This window comes from Aquimarina aggregata (genome assembly GCF_001632745.1).
Classification (GTDB): domain Bacteria; phylum Bacteroidota; class Bacteroidia; order Flavobacteriales; family Flavobacteriaceae; genus Aquimarina; species Aquimarina aggregata.
Genome location: NZ_LQRT01000046.1, coordinates 219,511 through 239,733, shown reverse-complemented (window position 1 = coordinate 239,733; position 20,223 = coordinate 219,511). Strand labels below are relative to the sequence as shown.

Genomic DNA, 20,223 nt, shown 5'->3' with positions numbered 1-20,223 from the left:
AAGTATGCTGTATTCTTCAAGAAGAAGAAATTACTAGGTATTTTTCAATTATTTTTTTTAATGCTTTTGGATCTACGGGTTTTGAAATAAAATCGTCACATCCGGCAGCAAAGGCATTATGAATATCTTCATTACTAGAATATGCAGTTTGGGCTACAACCGGGAGTTGGGTATTCATTTTTTTTATGAGCCTTGTAGCTTCATATCCATCCATTTCGGGCATTTTTATATCCATAAAAACGATATCCAAATAATCATTGTTTTTACAAAAATCTACCGCTTCTTTACCATTTTTTGCCCGATATACGACAAATAAGTAGTTTTCTATTTTCATTAATATAGTTTTGAGGAATAAAAAATTAACCTCACCATCTTCGGCTATTAATGCTCTATATTCTTTGAGTTTACTAGACTGAGAGTCATTTTGTTCAGAAACATTTGAGTTTTGTGTTTTAATAATAGAATATGGTAGTTCAAGCCTAAAAGTGGATCCCTGATTTTGAATAGAAGAAAATGATAATTTACCTCCCATTAAACTAACATTCTCTTTAGCAATAGTCAATCCTAAACCTAGGCCACCATATCTTCGTGAAATTTGGTTCTCTGATTGAGAAAAACTTTTAAAAATATTTTTTTGATCTTTTGAATTTATTCCTATCCCAGAGTCTCTAATGGCGATGATAAGTGATGAATTTAAAATATTACATGAGATAAGTACAGCACCTATTTCTGTAAATTTAACGGCATTTTCGATTAAACTTGAAATAACTTGATTTAATTTAGATTGATCAAGCAGCGCAAATCGTTCATGTTCTAATAAATTATTATTAAGAATAAGAGCAATCTCTTTTTTCTTTGCCTTCTCTTCAAAATTAGAAAACACTTGATCCAATAACTTGAATACATCAGTTTTTTTGAGATTAAGGGCGACCTGTTGCGTTTGTAGTTTAGAAATCTCAAGAATGTTATCCATAGTAGTGATAAGTTGTTTACTACTATTGATAATAATTTTAGTGTATTTTTCTTTTTCGGTACTTGTAAGTGATTCTTCAAGAAACTTTGAAAATCCAATGATTCCATTCATTGGTGTTCGAATTTCATGTGAAATATTATTAATGAATGCTGTTTTAAGTTGATTGTCTTTCTCGGCAATCTCTTTCGAAATTCTTAGTTCTTTTGTTTTCTTTTTTACAATATAATTTAAATAAAAATTAATGCCCAATATGGTACTTAATACCGACAATAAAATTATGATAAAAGGAATCAGAAAATTATTTTTTTTATAAAAAGGTTGTGTTTGCGTATACAACCAATTTCCAATTAGATCTTCTTTTTCTGATTCAGAAATACTGTTTACTGCTTTTCTAATAATATTGTTTAAAACCCTATTGTTTTTATGAACGGATAGACCTGGCTTATATGAAAGATTTGTTTCAGAAGCAATTTGTAGGTTGTTAAGTTCTTTGTTTTTTATCAAAAAATTAATAACAGACCTTGGACCTATATAGGCATCGTATTCTCCAGAGTTTAATTTTTGAAGGCATTTTAGGTCATCTTCATCTTCTACAAAGTTATGATTAGGGTATTTAAGTTTTAGAATATCTAAAATGGCATAATCTTCGGGGATCGTAATAATTTTATTTTTAAAATCATCAATAGTGTCAAACAAAGAGTTCTTTCTTGTAACAAGAACATGTTTAGACTCGAACAACTCTGCATAAAAGTTTAAATATTCTTTTCTTTCTGGAGTGGCTTGTATTTGAGAAATTATATCAACATTTTGATTTTTTGCATCATGCATTACATCTGGCCACTCTACATAATATTTCCTGTCGAATTTATAATTAATTTTTTCTTCTATCAAATCAAAGTATTCTACAAAGAATCCTATGATTTCATTTTCTTTACTTACAAATTCATATGGCGGGTAGTAGGGGAAAAATCCTAAGGTAACCTTATTATTATCAAGCCATTTTTTTTCGTCATCTGTTAAAATTTCTTTCTTTGAACAAGAAACAAAGAATGTTGAATATAGAAAAAAGGTTAGGAGTAAGAAAAGCGTATTTCTAGCAAACATTCAGGTAAAATCTTCTTAGATATTGACAATGATATGCTTAAAGATAATATAATGTTAAAGTATATGAAACTAATGTTGCTAATTTATTTCTTTTCGTATTTTAAAAGTTACATCATTTTATAATTTCTGTTCCGTCAGGGTACAGTGCAAAACGACCTTTACGTTTATCATGAACATGATCATAACCGGGCCAAGGCCATCCTCCGAATTCAGTTTGTTGGTATTCTTGTATTGCTTCTCGAATTTCAATTTGACTATTCATAACAAAAGGGCCATGTTTAACAACAGGTTCATTTATTGGTTTGCCTTGTAATAGGAGTAGGTGTGCTGTGGTATCGCCATTTTTTATCGTGAACTCCTGATTAGCGTTCAAAACAATTTCATGATTAACAGGGATTGTAGATTCTTCGCCCATTATTTCAGTTCCTTTGAAAAAGTATATAGATCGATTAATTCCTAAAGAAGCTTTAGGAAAAGTATATTTTGCATTAGCATCTATTTTTATTGTTGATATTAGTATTTCATTTTCAGGGTTTGCTGCCCATGAATTTGGTGCAGGTTCTGGTGCTATGTGGTTATTAAGTGTACCTGCTACTAATGTAATTTCGATAACTTTTTGATTTTCATCTGTTAACTTTATGATAGGTATGTCTTCATTCCAAAGCATTTTGAAATACGGTTCTACCATTTTTTTCTCCCTTGGAAGGTTAAGCCAAATTTGAAAAAGTAATAAAGGGTTTTCTTCTTCTGTTTTAAGTAAAGGGAACATTTCTGAATGTTGTACTCCTTTACCAGCGGTCATCCATTGCACATCACCATTGCCAAATCTGCCTGCCGCTCCCAGAGAATCCGAATGGTCAACTAGTCCATGTTGGGCAATAGTTACTGTTTCAAAACCTCTATGGGGATGTGCGGGGAATCCAGGGATTTTACTACCATGATACATTCTCCAACCATCTTTAAGTGTAAAATCTTGCCCGATATTACGTCCATTTAACGAAGCTTCTGGACCTAATTTTCCATTTCCTTTGGGATATTGATCTTCATGATATGCACAGAATAAAAAAGGATCATTCGTTTCCCATGGAAATCCTAAAGGTCTTATTTTGATAATTGCTGACATTGTTATTGATTTATATAACTAATGTATATATTTTGTTAGAAACTTCATTATAAAATAGAGTTAATCCTTTGTATCCAGTTACTTTTTATTCTTAGGATTTTGAATGGTATAAAACCAATTAATTGTAAACCATAGCGTGTTTTTTGGATCTGAATTTATGAATTTACTAAGACGATAATCAATACCTGCTTCTATCTTGTTTTTAAGATTAAGCTCATAACCTAAAAATGGCAATACTCTAAGTTCAATATCTAATTTACTGTCTTGATATGAAAACAAATATTCATTACTTAGTTTTATGTAGAACTCATTTGGGTTTATTTTATCTCCGTTAAGTGGTTTTTCTAAAGTTACTCTATAACGACCTCTATATTTAGGTAAAGTAGTAGTACTAAATGTCTGATCGGTTACAAATCTATGGCCTACTCGTATAGCATGATAAGAATACACAAAACTATACTGTTGAATAGTTCTATGGGTTACTTGATTATCTTCAATTCTTAACAAATACCCACCATTAAGAGAGCTATTATGTCCAATTTTAAAGGATGCTAGAGAAGATATATCTGTTAAGACATAGTCAAAGGAGTTTTTCTTAGTATTATCTGTAAAGAGTTGTCTGGATTCTATACCGTTTACCCATTTAATAGTGTTTGTTAACTTAGATGATATTCTTATTCGCGGTAACAAACCAGAGGTAAACGTAGATTGCGACCAGGAGAATGAATATATCATGATACAGAAAAATAAATAAAAAGTTTTCCTCATTAACTTACACCTTTTTACTAAAATTCTAAGTTATCTGTATTACGTTCAATAATTTCTAACGTTTTGATAATTTCTCCGTTAGTATTGATAAGCACTTCAAACATTTTAAAAGCGCCACTTTTTTTAGCCTTAAGTACTATTTCATAATTTAAAACATACTGTTCTAATGTATTACCTTTTTTAATTAGTTGTAGGAGTGCTTTTTTATTGCCTACCCATTGCTCTTGAATTTTAATAATTTTTGGTTTCAAGAAAGCTTTAGATAATCTAAGATTAATTTTGGTCTTGATCTCTGTAGGCAAACTTTTATAAGGAATCGTTTTCTCTATATCAATAAGGTTCCCTGATGTATCAAATTCGATACTATATCTGTAGTTATTATATTTAGCCTTGGCTTCAAATGTTTTTCCGTCTTGACTTTTTTCGGCAAACCATTTTATTTTCTTTTGTGTAAAACAAGAGTCTATAAATGACAATGCATTTTGCGGTACTTGTACTTTTTTTATACGCTGTTCTTTTTCAAATTTTATTTGCTCCTGTATGCCAAATAAATTACAATATACAAGACAGAAAAAAAGTAGTATAATCTTTGGTGTCAAAGCCATTTTGTGAGTAAATATCCTTATTTTTTCGGAATATATTCTTTAGCATCTGTTTCTGTAAACTTGCTTTTAAAAGAAAAAGAATAAGGCGTTTCCCCGTGTTCTTGCAAATAGTAAAGACGTTCTTTTGCTTCTTCTGGAGTAGGTTCATGTCCGTTTTCGATATACCAAAATGCCATATGCATCCGCGGTAATTTATGAAACCATTCTTTTTTACGTTTTAAAATATCAGAATGTGCTGTTTTATATACAAAATCAAATAATGACTCTGAATCTTTCCATACAGACATATTTATGATCAAGAATAAATTATCAAATACTGTTATTGCTGTTGCATTACCCTCGTCACCTTTAAGTCTCCATACAAAACCATCACTTTTTTCGGCAAGTTCATTAATTCGATCAAGGTTATTTACAAAATCAGCCATAATAGGATCGTCTATTGGCGCTAGCATTTCTGCTATATTTACTTGTGCTAATTGCATAGTATTAATTAAGTTGGATATGTGTTTTTTGATTTAAAGATAAACAGAATTTCAATAAACAAGAATTTTGATTTGCTATTCTTTAGCATGTTTTGAAGTCTCTAATACTTTGAACCTTTACTAATAGTGGTAGAGGATTTTATGATAAAATCTCTAATATCATCATTTGCCTTAATCAAATCTTCGTTTCTAAGATACATCATATGACCACTACGATATCCTTTAAAACTAAGTCGATCTGTTAATTTTCGATTAGTATTGAGCTGCCACATTACATATTTGGCATTAAAATATGTGGTAGCACCATCATAATATCCTGATTGAATCATTGTATGTAAATTAGCATTCATCGCCATTGCTTTTCTTAGGCTTTCTCCTGCGTTATTTTCTGTTCTATCCCAAGGGCGAACAGGCCCAAACATATTATATTTAAGATCCGTTTTAAAATTTAATTCTTGTGTGTAGTAATAATTAATAGCTGGAGTAAAAGCATGAAGCCAAGCGGTTAACTCACTATTATAATCAGGCATTTCACCAGCCTCTTTGATATCCATCCCCTTGTACCTAGAATCTAATCTTCCAATAGTAAATCCATCACGATTTCGTAGTAAATCTTTCCAAAAATAACTTTTAGGAACCTCGAGATTATGTTGTTTTATAGTTTTTTTAGACAAACCTGAATAATATGCCATTTTTGTAATTACTTCTTCTTCTATTGAAGCATCTAAATATCCACTTTTTACAATAGCAGGAAGTAGTTTATTTACCGCATACTGTTCTACTTCGGGTAATACTTCTAATAAATCTTTACTTTGTAATTCTGAAGGTAGCATTTTGTGATACCAAGCTGCAGCGGCAAAATAAGGTAGACGATTTGCTACTTCTACAGGTCCATCAAATTTAAATCCTATTTGAGTTGGTGAAACCAAAATAACACCGTTAAGGTACATCCAATGGTTAGTTTGTAATTCAAAGGCCAACCCAGAAACTCTTGTGGTTCCATAACTTTCGCCAATAAGATATTTAGGAGATCTCCATCTGTTATATCTAGTAACAAAAGTATTTACCCAACTGGCGAGATATTTTATATCTGCATTTACTCCAAAGAAAACTTCTTTTTCGGGCATTTTACCCTCGGCATCCATTATCATTCTTGAATAACCAGTATTGACTGGGTTAATAAATACGATATCGGCTACATCTAAAATAGAATTAGGATTAGATTTAACACCGTAGGGTTGAATAGGAAAACCTTCTTCATCGATTTTAAGGATTCGAGGCCCTGTATATGCAATATGCATCCAAACCGAACCAGATCCTGGTCCACCATTAAAAGAGATTAGTAGGGGTCTGTTCTGATCATTTTTTATATCAGTTCTTTTATAATAGGTATAGGATAATGAGGCTATTTGTTTTCTGTTTTGATCCCAAACGGGTTGAAACCCTACCGTTGCTTTATAAGGAATAGTTTTCCCTTTTATATTTGTAGTGTGATTGGTAACTATTGTAGTATCTTTAGGAACCTTGATTTGTTGAGCCTTTCCATTCTGAGGAACAAAAAGAATCAGCATAATTGTCCAAAGTAATATGTTTTGTGTTGAATTTGTAGTCATAGCTGTTGCTAGTTTTTAGATGCTTCTATAGCAATTTTTTCAAGTTTAGATTCAATAGTTTTTTTAGATAACCATTGTCCTCTATAGAGTACACCATTAATTTGTTGTAACGCTTTAATGTTATCAATGGGGTTGGCATTAAGAATCAATATATCTGCATCGAGACCTACTTTTATTTGCCCAAAAGTATCTTCTTTTCCTAAAAATTTTGCTGGGTTTATCGTTCCTGATTGGATAATTTGTAATGGAGTTAATCCCGCACCTATCATTCCATCGATTTCATGATGAATAGAAAACCCTGGAACATTGAATAGTTGTGGAGCATCAGATCCAAGTAATATTCTACCACCATTATCATTTAATTGTTTTAACAACTTTCTTCTAATGTTATTAAACTGTTTCCATTGAGGTTCGTTAAAATTTGGATTGCCCTTTGTATACTGTCCTTTACGTTCTTTCCAATTTTGCAAGGTAGAGGCAGGCATATATTTCATTTCGGGATCTTTTAGAAGTTCTTCAGCTGTTATAGGAGCGAACCATCTTTCATATAGACTTTGTGTTGGTACAATCCAAATCTCATTAGAATTTGCTAATTGTACTAATTCTTCAATTTTACTTTCATCTGCTAATGGAGTAAAATTATAACCAAAAAATCCATTGTCGTTTGGGTTTACGTTTTCAGATTCTGGAACGAGACCTTCGAGAAAACCATCGATATGATCTATAGACGCATATTTACTTTTTAAGGCATTGCGTACACCGACATCAACGGGTACGTGTCCTGAAAAAGGGATACCTACATCTTTTGCAGTTTTTACGACCTGATTAAATACATCAAGTTTAATTCCTGGGTGAATTTTCAGAAAATCATACCCTTCTTTTTTATAAGCGGTAACCTTAGTAATTGCTTCTTCTTTAGTTTTAATTGAATTTCCATTCAGTGATGGACTAGAAGTAAAAATTCTAGGACTTACAATTTGATTAGTATTTGCTTCTTGACGAAGTTTTAAATGAGTTGGATGTCCTAACATTCCTCTAATGGTTGTAATTCCGTTAGAGAGATATAAAAATAACACATCTTCTATACGTTCCTTATTTGTTGAGGGTTGAGGTATATGTGCATGCATTTCTGCTAGTCCAGGAAGTACATACTTTCCTGATGCATTAATATGAGTAGTATACTTATCTGCATTTTCGACAATGTTACTTATGCTTTTTATTTTACCAGAATCGATTACGATTTGCTGTTTTTCTTGTAAAGAACCGTCAAGGACATTAATAATAGTGGCATCTGTAATTAAAATTGCGGTTTTACTAATTTGTTTCTGTGGTTGCGCACATGACGTTACAAGTATTGTAAGAATTATAAATAAAAACTTTTTCATAGGTTACTTATTTAGTGATTGATGATAAAACATTCTGAGCAATCATATTGCTTTGCAATCACGACGGGATCAAATATTTGATTTCCTTTAATTACTCGATAAATATCACGAGTACTTTTTATATCTAATAAAGGATTTGAATTTAAAATCACCAAGTCTGATGCTTTATTAACGGATATTGTTCCGGTTTGACTATCTTTTTTTAAATATTTAGAACCATTTAAAGATGATGCTTGAATGGCTTTAATAGGGGATATGCCAGCATTTACCATTGCTTCTAGTTCTTTATGTAATGAAATACCTGAATAAGTATAAGAATTATAAGCACCACTATCTGACCCTGCTAATAATTTAACACCAGCGTCATTCAATGATTTGGATAGTTTTTTAAAAAAAGTATTTAATTCTTTTCTAGATTTTTTAGCTTCATTTGAAGCATTTAAAGCACGATTGATTCTTCCTTTATAAGTATCGATAATTCCTGGTCCTATAATTTTTAAATAGGGATCTTGTGTATGATCTACTTCATCAATATAACTTAATACATTACCTATATGAAGTGTTGGTACAACATAGGTGTCATGATTTTTTAATAACGTAAATGTCTTTTGAGCAGTAGTATCTTCATAGGAGTTAATTAATTGTTCCATTGAATCCCAAAAACCGATTTCTTTATTTATAATAGCTTGTGTTATTTCTTTTTCATTAGAAGAACAACCTTTTAAAACATAGTATAAATGTTCAATTGCATTAATACCAGAAAAAACAGCCTCATTAAGTTCTACTGTAAAAGGCATATGACCAGAGGAAATCATATTTCTTTTTGTAGCTTCTTTCAAGATTTCTAAATAATTATCTCTTGAAATTTTGCTATCATATATTTTTACAAAATCTGAAGGTATTTTTTGTAATGAATCTAATGCCGAATTTATATCATTACTAGATTCTACTACTAATGAACCTGCCCAAGTAGCATCTTTACCATCAAGTTTTGGTCCCGAAGTGTATATAGTAGGGCCTATTAATGAATTGTTTTTAATGTCTTTTCTCCATTGCAAAACTTCAGTGGTAAGATCACCTCCAGCATCTCTTACACTTGTAATTCCATTAGCTATAAATAAAGGTAATAATCTTTTGTTTTCTTCGATTAAGGTTTCACCACCTCTTAAATGAATATGATTATCCCAAAAACCCGGGAGTAAGAATTTTCCTTTACCATTAATTTTATGCTCGGCGACATAATTTTCAATACTATCAAAATTGGTGATTTTTACGATTTTTCCATTAGATATGAAAACAGTTTTGGTAGCAATATCTCCATTTTCAATCTGGATTTGATTGATATTTGAAATAACAATATCAAAGCGCTCTTTTTCTTTTTGCGAACAGCTTAGTAGGCTTATCGTTAGTATTGTAAAAAGAAAGTTTCTCATTATATTTTTTTCATTTAGAACCTATGTTTAAGAATTGTCCTGATCAAAGTTTTGATTATCTACATCTTTAATAAATTTAATGAGACCTTCAAAAAAAATCTTTTGGTCATCAAACTGAGATAAATGACTACCATTAGGGCAGTGTAAATAGCTACCGTTCTGTACTTCATTAGCAATCCATTCCATTTCTTTAGGATTCATTGTATCATACTGAGCACCAATAGCCAAAGTTGGTGTTGTAATTTTAGAAAGTTGATCTTTTACATCCCAATTTTTAAGTGTAGCATCACCTTTAATACCAAATTCACTTGGTCCTTGCATTGTTACATATACATCGGGATTAAGATGTTTGAAGCCTCGATTAATAGGATCGGGCCATTGATCTACAGGCATTCTAATAATATGTTTAGTATAGTAATTCTGGACTATTAAATCCAGATACCGCTCATTGCTATAGTCTTCTTTATCTTCATAACTCATGATCTCTTTTAAGACTTCAGGATCTAATTGTGGTGCTAATACTTCGTCAGAATATTTTTGATAATCAGGTATAGAAGCGACCATATTAGAGATAATTAATCCTTTTAGATTTTGCTGATATTTTAGTGCATATTGCATCCCTAATATACCTCCCCAAGATTGCCCATAGAGATAAAAATTATCTTTATTTAAACCTAAAGCGATGCGTACTTGTTCAACTTCTTCAACAAAACGATCAAGATCCCATAGACTTTTATCTTTTGGTTGATCGCTATAATAAGAACCAAGCTGGTCATAGTAATAATATTCTATTCCTTCTTGTGGAAAATAACCATCAAAGGATTCATAAATTTCATGAGTCATTCCAGGACCTCCATGCAGCAGCAGAACTTTAATCTTGGGATTATTACCTATTCGTTTTGTCCATACTTTAAACTCACCTTTTGGAGTAGTAATAGGTATCATTTTAATCCCACCCATAAATTGATCATCTCGATTGGTATAATCAAAGTAATTAATGTCCTCTTTTGTTTCTTTGGTGACCTCATGACTTTCTGTTTTTTGGTTCACGCAGCTTTGCAACAACAAGGAGCAAGTCAGTATATATATAAGATGTTTCATAATATTAAATTTTGATTTTAATTATGACCTATATGACAACCACATCCTGGTTTCATAAAACTTTGCGACTCCTGATGCCAAGGAAATGCTTGACTGTATTTATTGTTTTCCCACCAAAATTTTGATCTTTCTAGAGAAGTATTACCTATTTCGTTCATAGAATCAGTATCGTACAGTCTTCCATTTACCATGGTATACTTAACGGTTTCGGTATTTCTAATGTTTTCTAAAGGGTTTTTATCCAAAACAATAAGATCTGCTAATTTTCCTTCTTTTAAAGAACCAATATCTGCTCCGGCACCAATATATTCTGCACCATTAATTGTGGCAGCTCGTAGCGCTTCAATAGGAGTCATACCTCCTTGATGTAACATCCATAACTCCCAATGTGCACCAAGTCCTTGTAATTGTCCATGGGCACCTAAATTAACTTTAACACCTAAATCGGTTAATGCCTTACATGTTTTGGAGACTAAAATATGTCCGTTTTCATATTCTTCGTCTGGTACCATAGTTCTATGTCTTGATCTAGCATCAACGATTGATCTTGGAGTGTATTTTAGAAGTTTTTCGTTTTCCCAGACATTGTCTTTTTGATAAAAGTAATATTCTCCATTCATTCCTCCATAATTTACAATGAGCGTTGGGGTATATCCGGTTTTACTTGTTTTCCAAAGCTCATTTACATCTTTATAGACAGGAGCTACGGGGATATTGTGTTCGATACCCGTATGCCCATCCATAATCATAGACATATTATGGTAAAATGTAGAACCCCCTTCTGGCACAACGTTAATTTGTAGTTCTCTTGCGGCTTGAATTACCTGTTGACGTTGGTCTCTACGAGGTTGATTGTAGCTTTTTACAGACTTTGCTCCAAATGCCTTAGTTCTTCTAATTGATGATCTGGCATCTTCTAAATTATTTACAACAGCTTTAAAATCGCCATCGGCACCATATAATATAATCCCAGTAGAGTAGAGGCGTGGCCCAACCATACGTCCATTTTTAATCATTTCAGACATTGTAAAAATAGATTCTGTATTAGCAGAAGGATCATGAGCTGTAGTAACACCAAAAGCCAAATTAGCATATAACTGCCAATGTTTTTGAGTTGTTAATCCATATCTAAAACCTCCAACATGAGCATGTGCATCTACAATTCCTGGCATAATTGTTTTTCCTTTTACATCATATACTTTTGCATCTGCTGGGACATTTATTTCATTGACTTTGCCTATCTTTTCTATTCTATTTTTATTAATAATGATTGTCCCTTCTTCAATAACCTGGTCTCCTTCCATAGTGATTATTCGAGCATTTGTAAATGCAATTTTGCCTTCTGGAGTATCGGTTTTCACAACAAGATCAATTTTGATACCTGCAGTAGTAATTTCTCCAACTTTTTCTGGTGAGTTTGGTAAAAATGTAAATCTATCTTTAATATTGTTAGTGAAATATTCATCACCTAACGTCCAAAATATTTTTTTGCTATCTCTGGACCAATGAAGGTTTACACCTGCGTCCTTTGAAACTTGAGATACAGGAACGGTTTTGGACTTGTTATCAAGGTTGATTTCTTTTCCATTTAAAACCAAGGGAGCAATAAATGCTTTATGAAGATTGGTAAAAGCAATCCATTTATTATCTGGGCTAATTACTAGTCGGTTAGCATATTTAGATTTAACATGAATTCTTTTGTCCTTTCCATTTAGATCAACCGATTTCAATTCTTTAGTAAGACTCCCAAAGTATGTTCCACCGGTCTGATAAAATATGCGTTTTCCATCTTTAGAAAAGGTCGGATATTCTCCTTCTTCTATAACAAGTTTAGGGTTTGATCCAGAGGACAACATGGTGTAAATACCAGTGTTTTTTGTAAAACTTAAACCTTGATCGCTATTTCCATTTTCTTTTCTATATACGATAGAAGTATTGGATGTACTAAATTTTGGAGTTCTATAGATACCTTTTTCGGTTGTAAGTTTGGTTGCTGTACCGCCAGTACTAGGTATTTTACTTACCGAGCCTAATTCTTCATCATTCCAGGTAACAAAAACTATATGTCTACCATCGTTAGAAAAACTAGGTTCAAATTCGAAATATTTACTTTGGTTGGTTAAACGTTGTGGTTTTCCTTTGGGTAATGTTTTACTCCATAACTGCCCCAATGCACTAAATACAATAGTTTTTCCATCAGGAGAAGTAACTACATTTCTGATTACTTTTGAAGTAAATGTATCTGGAGCAACAGGTGAATTATAATGAATAGTTTCTGCAATTTTTATATTTGCATCTACTTTAAATGGTATGTCTGTACTTGTTTTAGTATCTACGTTTATTTTATTAATTTTTCCCCCGGACCAAAAGATAATTTCATTGTTATTGGGCATCCAACTAAAATTTGGATACGTTCCAAAAATGGCCCAAGCTTGTTGTTGATCTTTATTTAAATTATCATAGATCGGCCATTCTTCGCCAGTTTCAAGGTCGTGTACATACAATACGGATTTGGTGCGTACTCTTTTGATGAATGCTAATTTTTTTCCATCTCTTGATACTTCAGGTCGAGATGCACCGCCGGGACCACCTGTGATAGTACTAGTTTTACCATTTTCAAAATTGTATCTTTTAATCGCATAAATTTGTTTATTGGCATCTTTGTTATACTGAAAAAAGCCTCCGGGGTACATGTCTTCACTATAGTATAAATATTTTCCATCATTAGAAATTGAAGGTTCATTAACATCTTGCTGATCATTTTTTCTTTTTGTTAATTGAAGTCCGTCACCTCCTGTAATATGATACTGCCACATTTCTCCTGCACCTAAAGAACGTTGAGATGTAAAGTGTTTTCGTGCAACTAGATAATTTGAGTCGGGCATCCACGTTGCATTATTTAGCAATCTAAATTTTTCTTTAGTAAGTTGTTTAGGGTTACTACCATCAATATTCATTACCCAGATATTATCACCACCACCAGCATCACTTGTAAAAGATATTTTTTTTCCATCAGGACTAAAGCGTGGTTGTACTTCAAAAGGGATACCGGAGCGTAATACTTTTGCATTTCCACCAGAAATAGGGATACTATAAATATCACCCAAAAGGTCAAAGACAATAGTTTTGCCATCTGGACTAACATCCAGATTCATCCAAGTTCCTTCTGTAGTAGAGAAAGCATGATTTTTGTAGTTAAATTCTCCATTGGGATTAGAAACATTCCATTTTTCGTCTTCTTTTTCGTTTTTTTTATTTTTTTGTGCTTGTGTAGAGGTAATGATAAATAATCCCAGAATTAGGGATGTGATGATGTGTTTGTGCATGATGTGTAATTTATATGCTTCGAAAATAACGAATTACAGAGTAATTTATCTTAAAGTGTTGTTAAGGCATAAGTGTAATATATCATGGATCACATGTGTATAATAAGTCGTATAATAATCTAATGATGTTTTTTTAGAAATCATATGATTTTTTATAACGAAAGATACGTTGAGTATTATAGTATAGGTTTTGCATAATGTTTACGGCTTTTTTAATCAAAGGGAAAAGAATAAAGAATCATTGTGTTATTAAATTTAAGAGTAGAATCACCGATTTCCTCTTGACTTTATGTTTGCGGTACAATATTTAATGATTTCTAGAATTCGTTTGTCTCTCGTTTCTTGTCTTTTGGCTTGGTTGATCCAATACAGGTAATGTTTACGATAACTTGGGGCAAAATTTTGATAATTCCTAAAAGCTTTTGGGTTTGCATCAAAAGCAAGTTTTAAATCTTTAGGAATTATGCCTTTTTCAACATCATCAAGCGCTATCCAAGATCCATTCTTTTTGGCGGTTTCTATACTTAATAAACCACTTTGGTGCATAAGATTACTTTTGAGTAAATCAATAATGTAATCTTTGTTTACTTTACTCCAAACACTTTTAGGTTTACGAGGACAAAAATATTGTCTGCGTCTCTCGTGATCTAACTTTTTAACTGTAGAATCGATCCACCCATAACAAAGGGCTACTTTTACAGCTTCTTCCCAGCGCATACTGGGTTTTTTGCTTTGTACGTTATAAAAAATAAGATAAATACCATTTGATGATTGGTGATTATCATGAAGCCAAGAACGCCATTCTTGATCATTTTTAAAATAAAACTCTGGCTTATCCATCATAAAAATTCCTTGTTATAATATGTAATTATACCAAGGTACATATTTTAGTTTATTTTAAAAGTGAGATGTTATACTCGAATAGTGAATGGTTATAATTTTGTGGTTTACGAGAAGATTGTATACAGTAGCGATACGATAAACTTATACGAAAGAAAAATTAGTTAATTTGTGATTTGCTGTATGCTCTCTTTTTTTTCTTAGCATAGGTCTCATTTAGAGTTTTTGTAAAGTTATCCAGTTCATCAGATACAACTCTAATGTATTTAGAATACTTTTTTAATAATTCTTCATTAATTTCTTCATTTTCAATTAATGTAGTTAAACCAAGCATAGTGCAAATAGGTTTGCGTAGTACATGTGAAATATCGAAAGAAATTTGTTCTATGGTTTTTTCGTATTCTTTCTGATAAGAAATATCTTGAATAATACCATACCATATTACGTTACCATTTTTTTGTGATTCAGGCTTTGCAGTACCCTTATACCATAAGGGTTTTGAATTGCTGGAAAGTACTACTCTAAACTCTGTTTCCCATAATGACATATTAGAATATGATTTCAAAATACTATTTTCTACAAGTGACAAATCCTGTTCGTAAATGCTGTTGAATAAAACACTAGGGTTTTTTAAAATTTCATTAGTGTTTAATCCAGAATTCATTTGTTCTACACCTTTGCTTACAAATGAAAATGACATTTCTTTTTCTGGGGTCATTTCAAATTGAAAAATGATACCAGGCACTTGATCAGTTAATTTTTTTAACCTCTTACGATTAAACTCAATCTTATGAGCTTGTTGAATCATTATTTTTCGAGTAGTAAGAAAATCCATTACTCTACTTGCCAAAAGTTTCAAAGCTTTTTTTTGGTTTTTTGACATAAACCTAGGTTTGCGATCAATAATGCACAATGTTCCTAGCACATTTCCGTTAGGCGTTTTTAAAGGAGCACCTGCATAAAAACGTATATTTGGATCACCAATTACCAAAAGATTTTCTCTAAAACGATCATCAAGTAAAGAATCTTCGACTACTAAAACTTCATCTGCATTATGTAAAGCAAATCGGCAAAAAGCATCTTTAATAGGTGTTTCTTTTACAGTTAGCCCTTTAACTGCTTTAAACCACTGTCGTTTATTATCTAATAATGATATAAGTGATATTGGAGTATCACAAAGAGCAGATGCAATTTCAGCAAGGTCATTTAATTCTTTCTCTGGAGGAGTATCCATAATATGGTACTCTTCTAAATCTTGTAGTCTACTTTGTTCATTTACCATAATCACCTTGCTAAATCAAATAGTGAATTTTATAACAGCCTCACTATTAGTACTAAACTACTGCAAGAATTAATATGTTCGTTATGGATACCCATAAAAAGAATTTAATTTTTTTTTGTATATCCATTTATCATCAAAACTTTATAGCTTTAAGATATCATATCCAGCTTTAGATATATGATTACATTTACTGTTTTCTTTCATAAAATAAACCAGGTCCATCACATGCCCACCATGTTGCGGTTAATTTATCTTGAGAATCATTTAATCTAAGTATTTCTTTAAGATCACTAGTACAATTGCCTATAAGGTTATTTTCTGAAATGTAGGTAAGTTCTAAATAGGTGCCATCTGATAGTATAACAAAAGTATATGTTCCGGTAGCAAGACTTATATTTCCATTAATATCCCGGGATTTAACAAAAGTCTTGTTAGTATTTAAAGTATAAGACTCTTGCCAGGACATTTTCCTACCTGTAATAGGAGGCATATTTGCAATACTACCTGTCATAGCAACTAATTGCCATTGTTGAGGGAATAATTTTGAATTAAAGGGAATTAATTCTGATTCTGTGCTTTCTGAGCAAGATATGAGAAATATGATCGTCAAAGGGATAAATAATAATTTTTTCACAAGGTAATTTTTTGATTTACTTATTAGATGCGATATATCTAAAGGGTTGCGTAATGCAATCGAAAATGCATTTTTAAAATGATCATATTTTTCTTATACGTAAATCAAAAAAGTTAAACTAAAAAATGATTTACATGCAACCTTATAGGTTTTTTTATTGTCATTATTAGTGACATTTATTAATCAAAAATTAAAGTAGTATGAAATTAAATATGATTGCCAAAGTAAAAAACATAAAATCAGTTTTTATATTTTTTTTATGTAGTGTTTTTTTTTCCTGTCATTCTGATGATGATCAATCACCTCCAGAAGATCCAATGAACGGATTTTGGTTAATTGCAGATAAAGGATACATAGTAGAAATAACAGATGATAAAGATGTTGTTTATTCTGTGTCTAATGCGGGTTGTGTAGTTTTAAATAGTGGTTTTAAAATAGAAGATTCTGGAATTACCTTAAGTGTTGTAAATGATAATGAACTTGTTGGAATAACAGATCAGTCTTTGTCAAATTTTAAATTAACACGATTAGTAAACCTTGATGAACGCTGTCTTCCTGAACAACTCTCAAAAACAAAAGATCCAAAGATTAATTTCGATTTTTTTTGGAACATTTTTAATGATTATTATGCATTTTTTGAGTTGCGCAATGTAGATTGGTCAGCATATGAAAATTTAAGAGATCAAGTTACCGAAGATAACCTTTACACTATTTTAGAAGAGTTGGTTCTTAAATTAGAAGATGGTCATGTGGGAATAAGTGATGATGAGAAAGATATCGATATAAATTCTGGAACCTCTATTTTGTTAGAGAGACTCAACGCGAATTTAAGTGGAGATTTGATAATAGAGAGTGAAGACGATTTTGATAATATTATGATTCAAAAGGGTAGGATTATTATCCAAAATTATCTTGGTGGTTCATACGAATCTGATGATACCGAAACTATCATATGGCAGATTATAAATGATGAAATAGCTTATGTTAATATTTTTGGAATGGCTGGATATGGTACTACTATAAATAATGAACTTACCACATTAAACATAGTTTTAGACAAAATGATGAATGATATTAAAATGTCCGGAGTAACTAAACTGATTTTAGATATTAGATTTAATGAAGGAGGTTTTGATAAAGTTTCATCAGATATTGCCTCACGTTTTACCGATCAACAGCGCGTGGTATTTTCGAAAAAAGCTAGATTAGGAGATGGTTTTACTGAGGATTTAAATGTTTCTTTAGGCCCCAAGGGAGCATTTCAGTTTACAGATGATATTGTTTTATTGACTAGTCCTCTTACTGCAAGCGCTGCCGAAATATTTACATTGTATTTAAAAGATTTGCCCAATGTTACCATAGTAGGGGAGAATACCAACGGTGTATTTTCTGACGTATTAGAACATGTATTACCAAATGGAGCACAAATTGGATTATCAAATGAAATTTATAGTGATGCTCAAGGAGAAGTTTATGAGGCTATTGGAGTAGGACCTTCTACTGCAAATCAAGTACCGTTTTTATCTAATGATGATTTTTTAAACAATAAAGATGGTGGTATAGATAAAGCAATTGAAGTATTAAACAAGTAAGAGATAAGACAAAGACAATCTAAATTATACATCATAATTTATGATTGTCTTTGTCTTAATCATTTCCGCTCTTTAATTGGATTTAATTTTTATTTTATTAATTCTTTTTTCTCTTTTTGATGAATCCAGCTTGAGCTACACCAACAGATTGCCCTATTTCAAAAAATAAAACGATAAATGCTACAATACCAATAATTAGAATACCTAATGGCGATATATCAAAAAAACCAAATATTAGAATAATTATAATGGCTATAACCCACAATAAATCTTGAATTATAATAAAGATGATAGCATTTATTTTTCACTGTTTTATTTGAGTGAAAACAAAGTAAGAAAAACGTAAGAGGGTAATGCCAATAGCCCAAAATATAGTAATATTTTGTTTTCCGAACCAAGTAACGATGGTGTTACAGAAAAAAATTAAAGAAACTTAATCGGCTACTTTTTTTCTTAATCTACTTAGGGATTCTGGAGTAATACCAAGCATTGAAGCTATGTGTTGTAACGGGACATGATTAAAAAGGGCAGGTTCCTCTTCGAGCAAAGATTCAAACCGTTGTTTCGCTGTAGTATGTAATTGAGCAAACATACTTCGTTCTAACAACGCAAATGAATGTGCTAGTAATTGATTGTCAAATTCAATCCATTTTGGAGTTTGTTTACCTAAATCAAAGTGTTTTTTACGATTGATAACATAAAGTGTACAATCTGTTAATGCTTGAATGTTCCAATAATTACTGGATTCGAAGACAAAACTTGATAAGGATGTAATAAATTTACCACTGCTTCCTATCCATAAAGTGATTTCTTTTCCATCTGCTATATCATACATTCTTAAATAACCCGAAGCTATAAATGCCATTTTTCTGCATATTTTTCCCGATTCAAGAAAAAACTCTCCTTTTTTTATTTTTTTTACTTCAAAAGAAGATATAATAGCGTCTAGACTGCTTTTGTCAATATCAACCTGATCTGATATACATTCTCTTAATAGAATCATTGTTTTAATCTTATAGCGTTACAAAAAGTATTGAGAATATTTGTTTGGAAGGGTTTTTAGTGTTTTGATTTCTATGTTTTTATAAAATACTTCTGCAGCTTCACTTTGTATCTGAATTTTTCCTTTATTCATAGGAATTGGTTTACCGTTATCTAAGTATCTTGAATCTTTAAGAATCATAACTACATGGCCGTTTACAATATGTATACTTTTGTCATCAAAACATATTAACTCTAACGTATTCCATTGACCAGGTTCATTTTCATAATTTGCGCTGCGAAGACAGAAACCTGATATTTTTTCACCTTTACCAATGGGCAGAAAAGGTTGACTTTTATCCGCAACAGGGTTCATGATATACTCTGGTATGAAAGCACGTATATCAATAGCCGAAGTTGATTGACTCCAATAATCACCCATATGGCCTTCCATAATTTGAAATTCTTGAGAGAGCATCCAAGATCTCCAATATTCTGCTCCCATGGGCCCTATTGAATGATATAATATACCTGAATCCTTTAATAAATTTTTTCTGGGATTCCATTTTTTTTCACCCCATTTAACTTTTAACCTTAAGTGATAATTTGAATATTCTTTTTTAGTAACCACACATCCATAAATTTCACCACTAATTTTTAAAACAGGATCATTTTGTTCTTCAATAACACTAAAAACATTGTACTGGTCTTGATTTAAACCAATTGGAGCTATATCATTTCCGTTTTCATCCTTAGGAGCTTTTCCATCATAGCCTAATTGATGTCTAAAACTTAGATAATTGTCCCAGTTTGTAAGTTCTTTATCTAATAAATTTGTCCAATTATCATCCTCTTTATCTTTACAAGAATAAAAAGTAATTATTGTTAAAAATATGATTAATAAACTCTTTGTTTTTGTTTTATCCATAACGTGTTTCAAGAAAAAAATGCATTAATAAAATTAATAGTAAGCCGTCATTT

Annotated in this window: 16 protein-coding genes; 1 reads left to right on the top strand and 15 read right to left on the bottom strand. The window is 31.4% G+C overall.

Translation table 11 applies throughout. The features are described 5' to 3' along the window. Nucleotides 1-16: 16 nt before the first annotated feature. The 13 genes from AWE51_RS21950 to AWE51_RS21890 form a co-directional block, all read right to left on the bottom strand. Nucleotides 17-2,077, bottom strand: coding sequence for a response regulator (locus AWE51_RS21950; protein WP_082832559.1), 2,061 nt, complete (start codon nt 2,075-2,077; stop codon nt 17-19). 112 nt (nt 2,078-2,189) lie between these two features. Next, nucleotides 2,190-3,200: a pirin family protein gene (locus AWE51_RS21945; RefSeq protein ID WP_066318297.1), complete on the bottom strand. Its 1,011-nt coding sequence runs from the start codon at nt 3,198-3,200 to the stop codon at nt 2,190-2,192. Between the two features lie 78 nt (nt 3,201-3,278). Continuing rightward, nucleotides 3,279-3,935, bottom strand: a complete 657-nt coding sequence (locus AWE51_RS21940) for a DUF2490 domain-containing protein (RefSeq protein ID WP_157766194.1) — start codon at nt 3,933-3,935, stop codon at nt 3,279-3,281. A 50-nt stretch (nt 3,936-3,985) separates the two neighbouring features. Then, nucleotides 3,986-4,573: a hypothetical protein gene (locus tag AWE51_RS21935; RefSeq protein ID WP_066318294.1), complete on the bottom strand. Its 588-nt coding sequence runs from the start codon at nt 4,571-4,573 to the stop codon at nt 3,986-3,988. 17 nt (nt 4,574-4,590) lie between these two features. Continuing rightward, entirely contained in the window at nt 4,591-5,055 is a 465-nt protein-coding gene (locus AWE51_RS21930; RefSeq protein ID WP_066318291.1) for a DUF3291 domain-containing protein, read from the bottom strand. Between the two features lie 101 nt (nt 5,056-5,156). Beyond that, complete coding sequence (locus AWE51_RS21925; RefSeq protein WP_066318288.1) at nt 5,157-6,668, bottom strand: S10 family peptidase; 1,512 nt, start codon at nt 6,666-6,668, stop codon at nt 5,157-5,159. Between the two features lie 8 nt (nt 6,669-6,676). Next, complete coding sequence (locus AWE51_RS21920; protein WP_066318285.1) at nt 6,677-8,053, bottom strand: amidohydrolase family protein; 1,377 nt, start codon at nt 8,051-8,053, stop codon at nt 6,677-6,679. 11 nt (nt 8,054-8,064) lie between these two features. Further along, on the bottom strand, nt 8,065-9,486 hold the full coding sequence (locus AWE51_RS21915; protein ID WP_066318282.1) for an amidohydrolase family protein: 1,422 nt from the start codon (nt 9,484-9,486) through the stop codon (nt 8,065-8,067). 27 nt (nt 9,487-9,513) lie between these two features. Continuing rightward, a complete protein-coding gene (locus AWE51_RS21910; protein WP_066318280.1) occupies nt 9,514-10,587 on the bottom strand; it encodes a proline iminopeptidase-family hydrolase in 1,074 nt (357 codons plus the stop codon). Nucleotides 10,588-10,604: 17 nt separating this feature from the next. Next, complete coding sequence (locus AWE51_RS21905; RefSeq protein WP_066318277.1) at nt 10,605-13,913, bottom strand: amidohydrolase family protein; 3,309 nt, start codon at nt 13,911-13,913, stop codon at nt 10,605-10,607. Nucleotides 13,914-14,180: 267 nt separating this feature from the next. Beyond that, a complete protein-coding gene (locus AWE51_RS21900; RefSeq protein ID WP_066318273.1) occupies nt 14,181-14,756 on the bottom strand; it encodes a YdeI/OmpD-associated family protein in 576 nt (191 codons plus the stop codon). A 157-nt stretch (nt 14,757-14,913) separates the two neighbouring features. Continuing rightward, nucleotides 14,914-16,035 carry a GAF domain-containing protein gene (locus AWE51_RS21895; protein ID WP_066318270.1) on the bottom strand — a complete coding sequence of 374 codons (1,122 nt, stop codon included), beginning with the start codon at nt 16,033-16,035 and terminating at the stop codon, nt 14,914-14,916. Between the two features lie 187 nt (nt 16,036-16,222). After that, nucleotides 16,223-16,669, bottom strand: a complete 447-nt coding sequence (locus AWE51_RS21890) for a hypothetical protein (RefSeq protein WP_066318267.1) — start codon at nt 16,667-16,669, stop codon at nt 16,223-16,225. A 200-nt stretch (nt 16,670-16,869) separates the two neighbouring features. Between AWE51_RS21890 and AWE51_RS21885 the strand changes: the two genes are divergently transcribed. Next, nucleotides 16,870-18,261 carry a S41 family peptidase gene (locus tag AWE51_RS21885; RefSeq protein WP_066318263.1) on the top strand — a complete coding sequence of 464 codons (1,392 nt, stop codon included), beginning with the start codon at nt 16,870-16,872 and terminating at the stop codon, nt 18,259-18,261. A gap of 433 nt (nt 18,262-18,694) precedes the next feature. Here the strand turns inward: AWE51_RS21885 and AWE51_RS21880 are convergent, their stop codons facing one another. Together AWE51_RS21880 and AWE51_RS21875 are read right to left on the bottom strand one after the other, a co-directional pair. Next, nucleotides 18,695-19,264, bottom strand: coding sequence for a Crp/Fnr family transcriptional regulator (locus tag AWE51_RS21880; protein WP_066318261.1), 570 nt, complete (start codon nt 19,262-19,264; stop codon nt 18,695-18,697). An 18-nt stretch (nt 19,265-19,282) separates the two neighbouring features. Next, the gene (locus tag AWE51_RS21875; protein ID WP_066318255.1) at nt 19,283-20,170 is read right to left on the bottom strand and encodes a 3-keto-disaccharide hydrolase; all 888 of its coding nucleotides are present in this window, start codon (nt 20,168-20,170) and stop codon (nt 19,283-19,285) included. Nucleotides 20,171-20,223 lie beyond the last annotated feature (53 nt).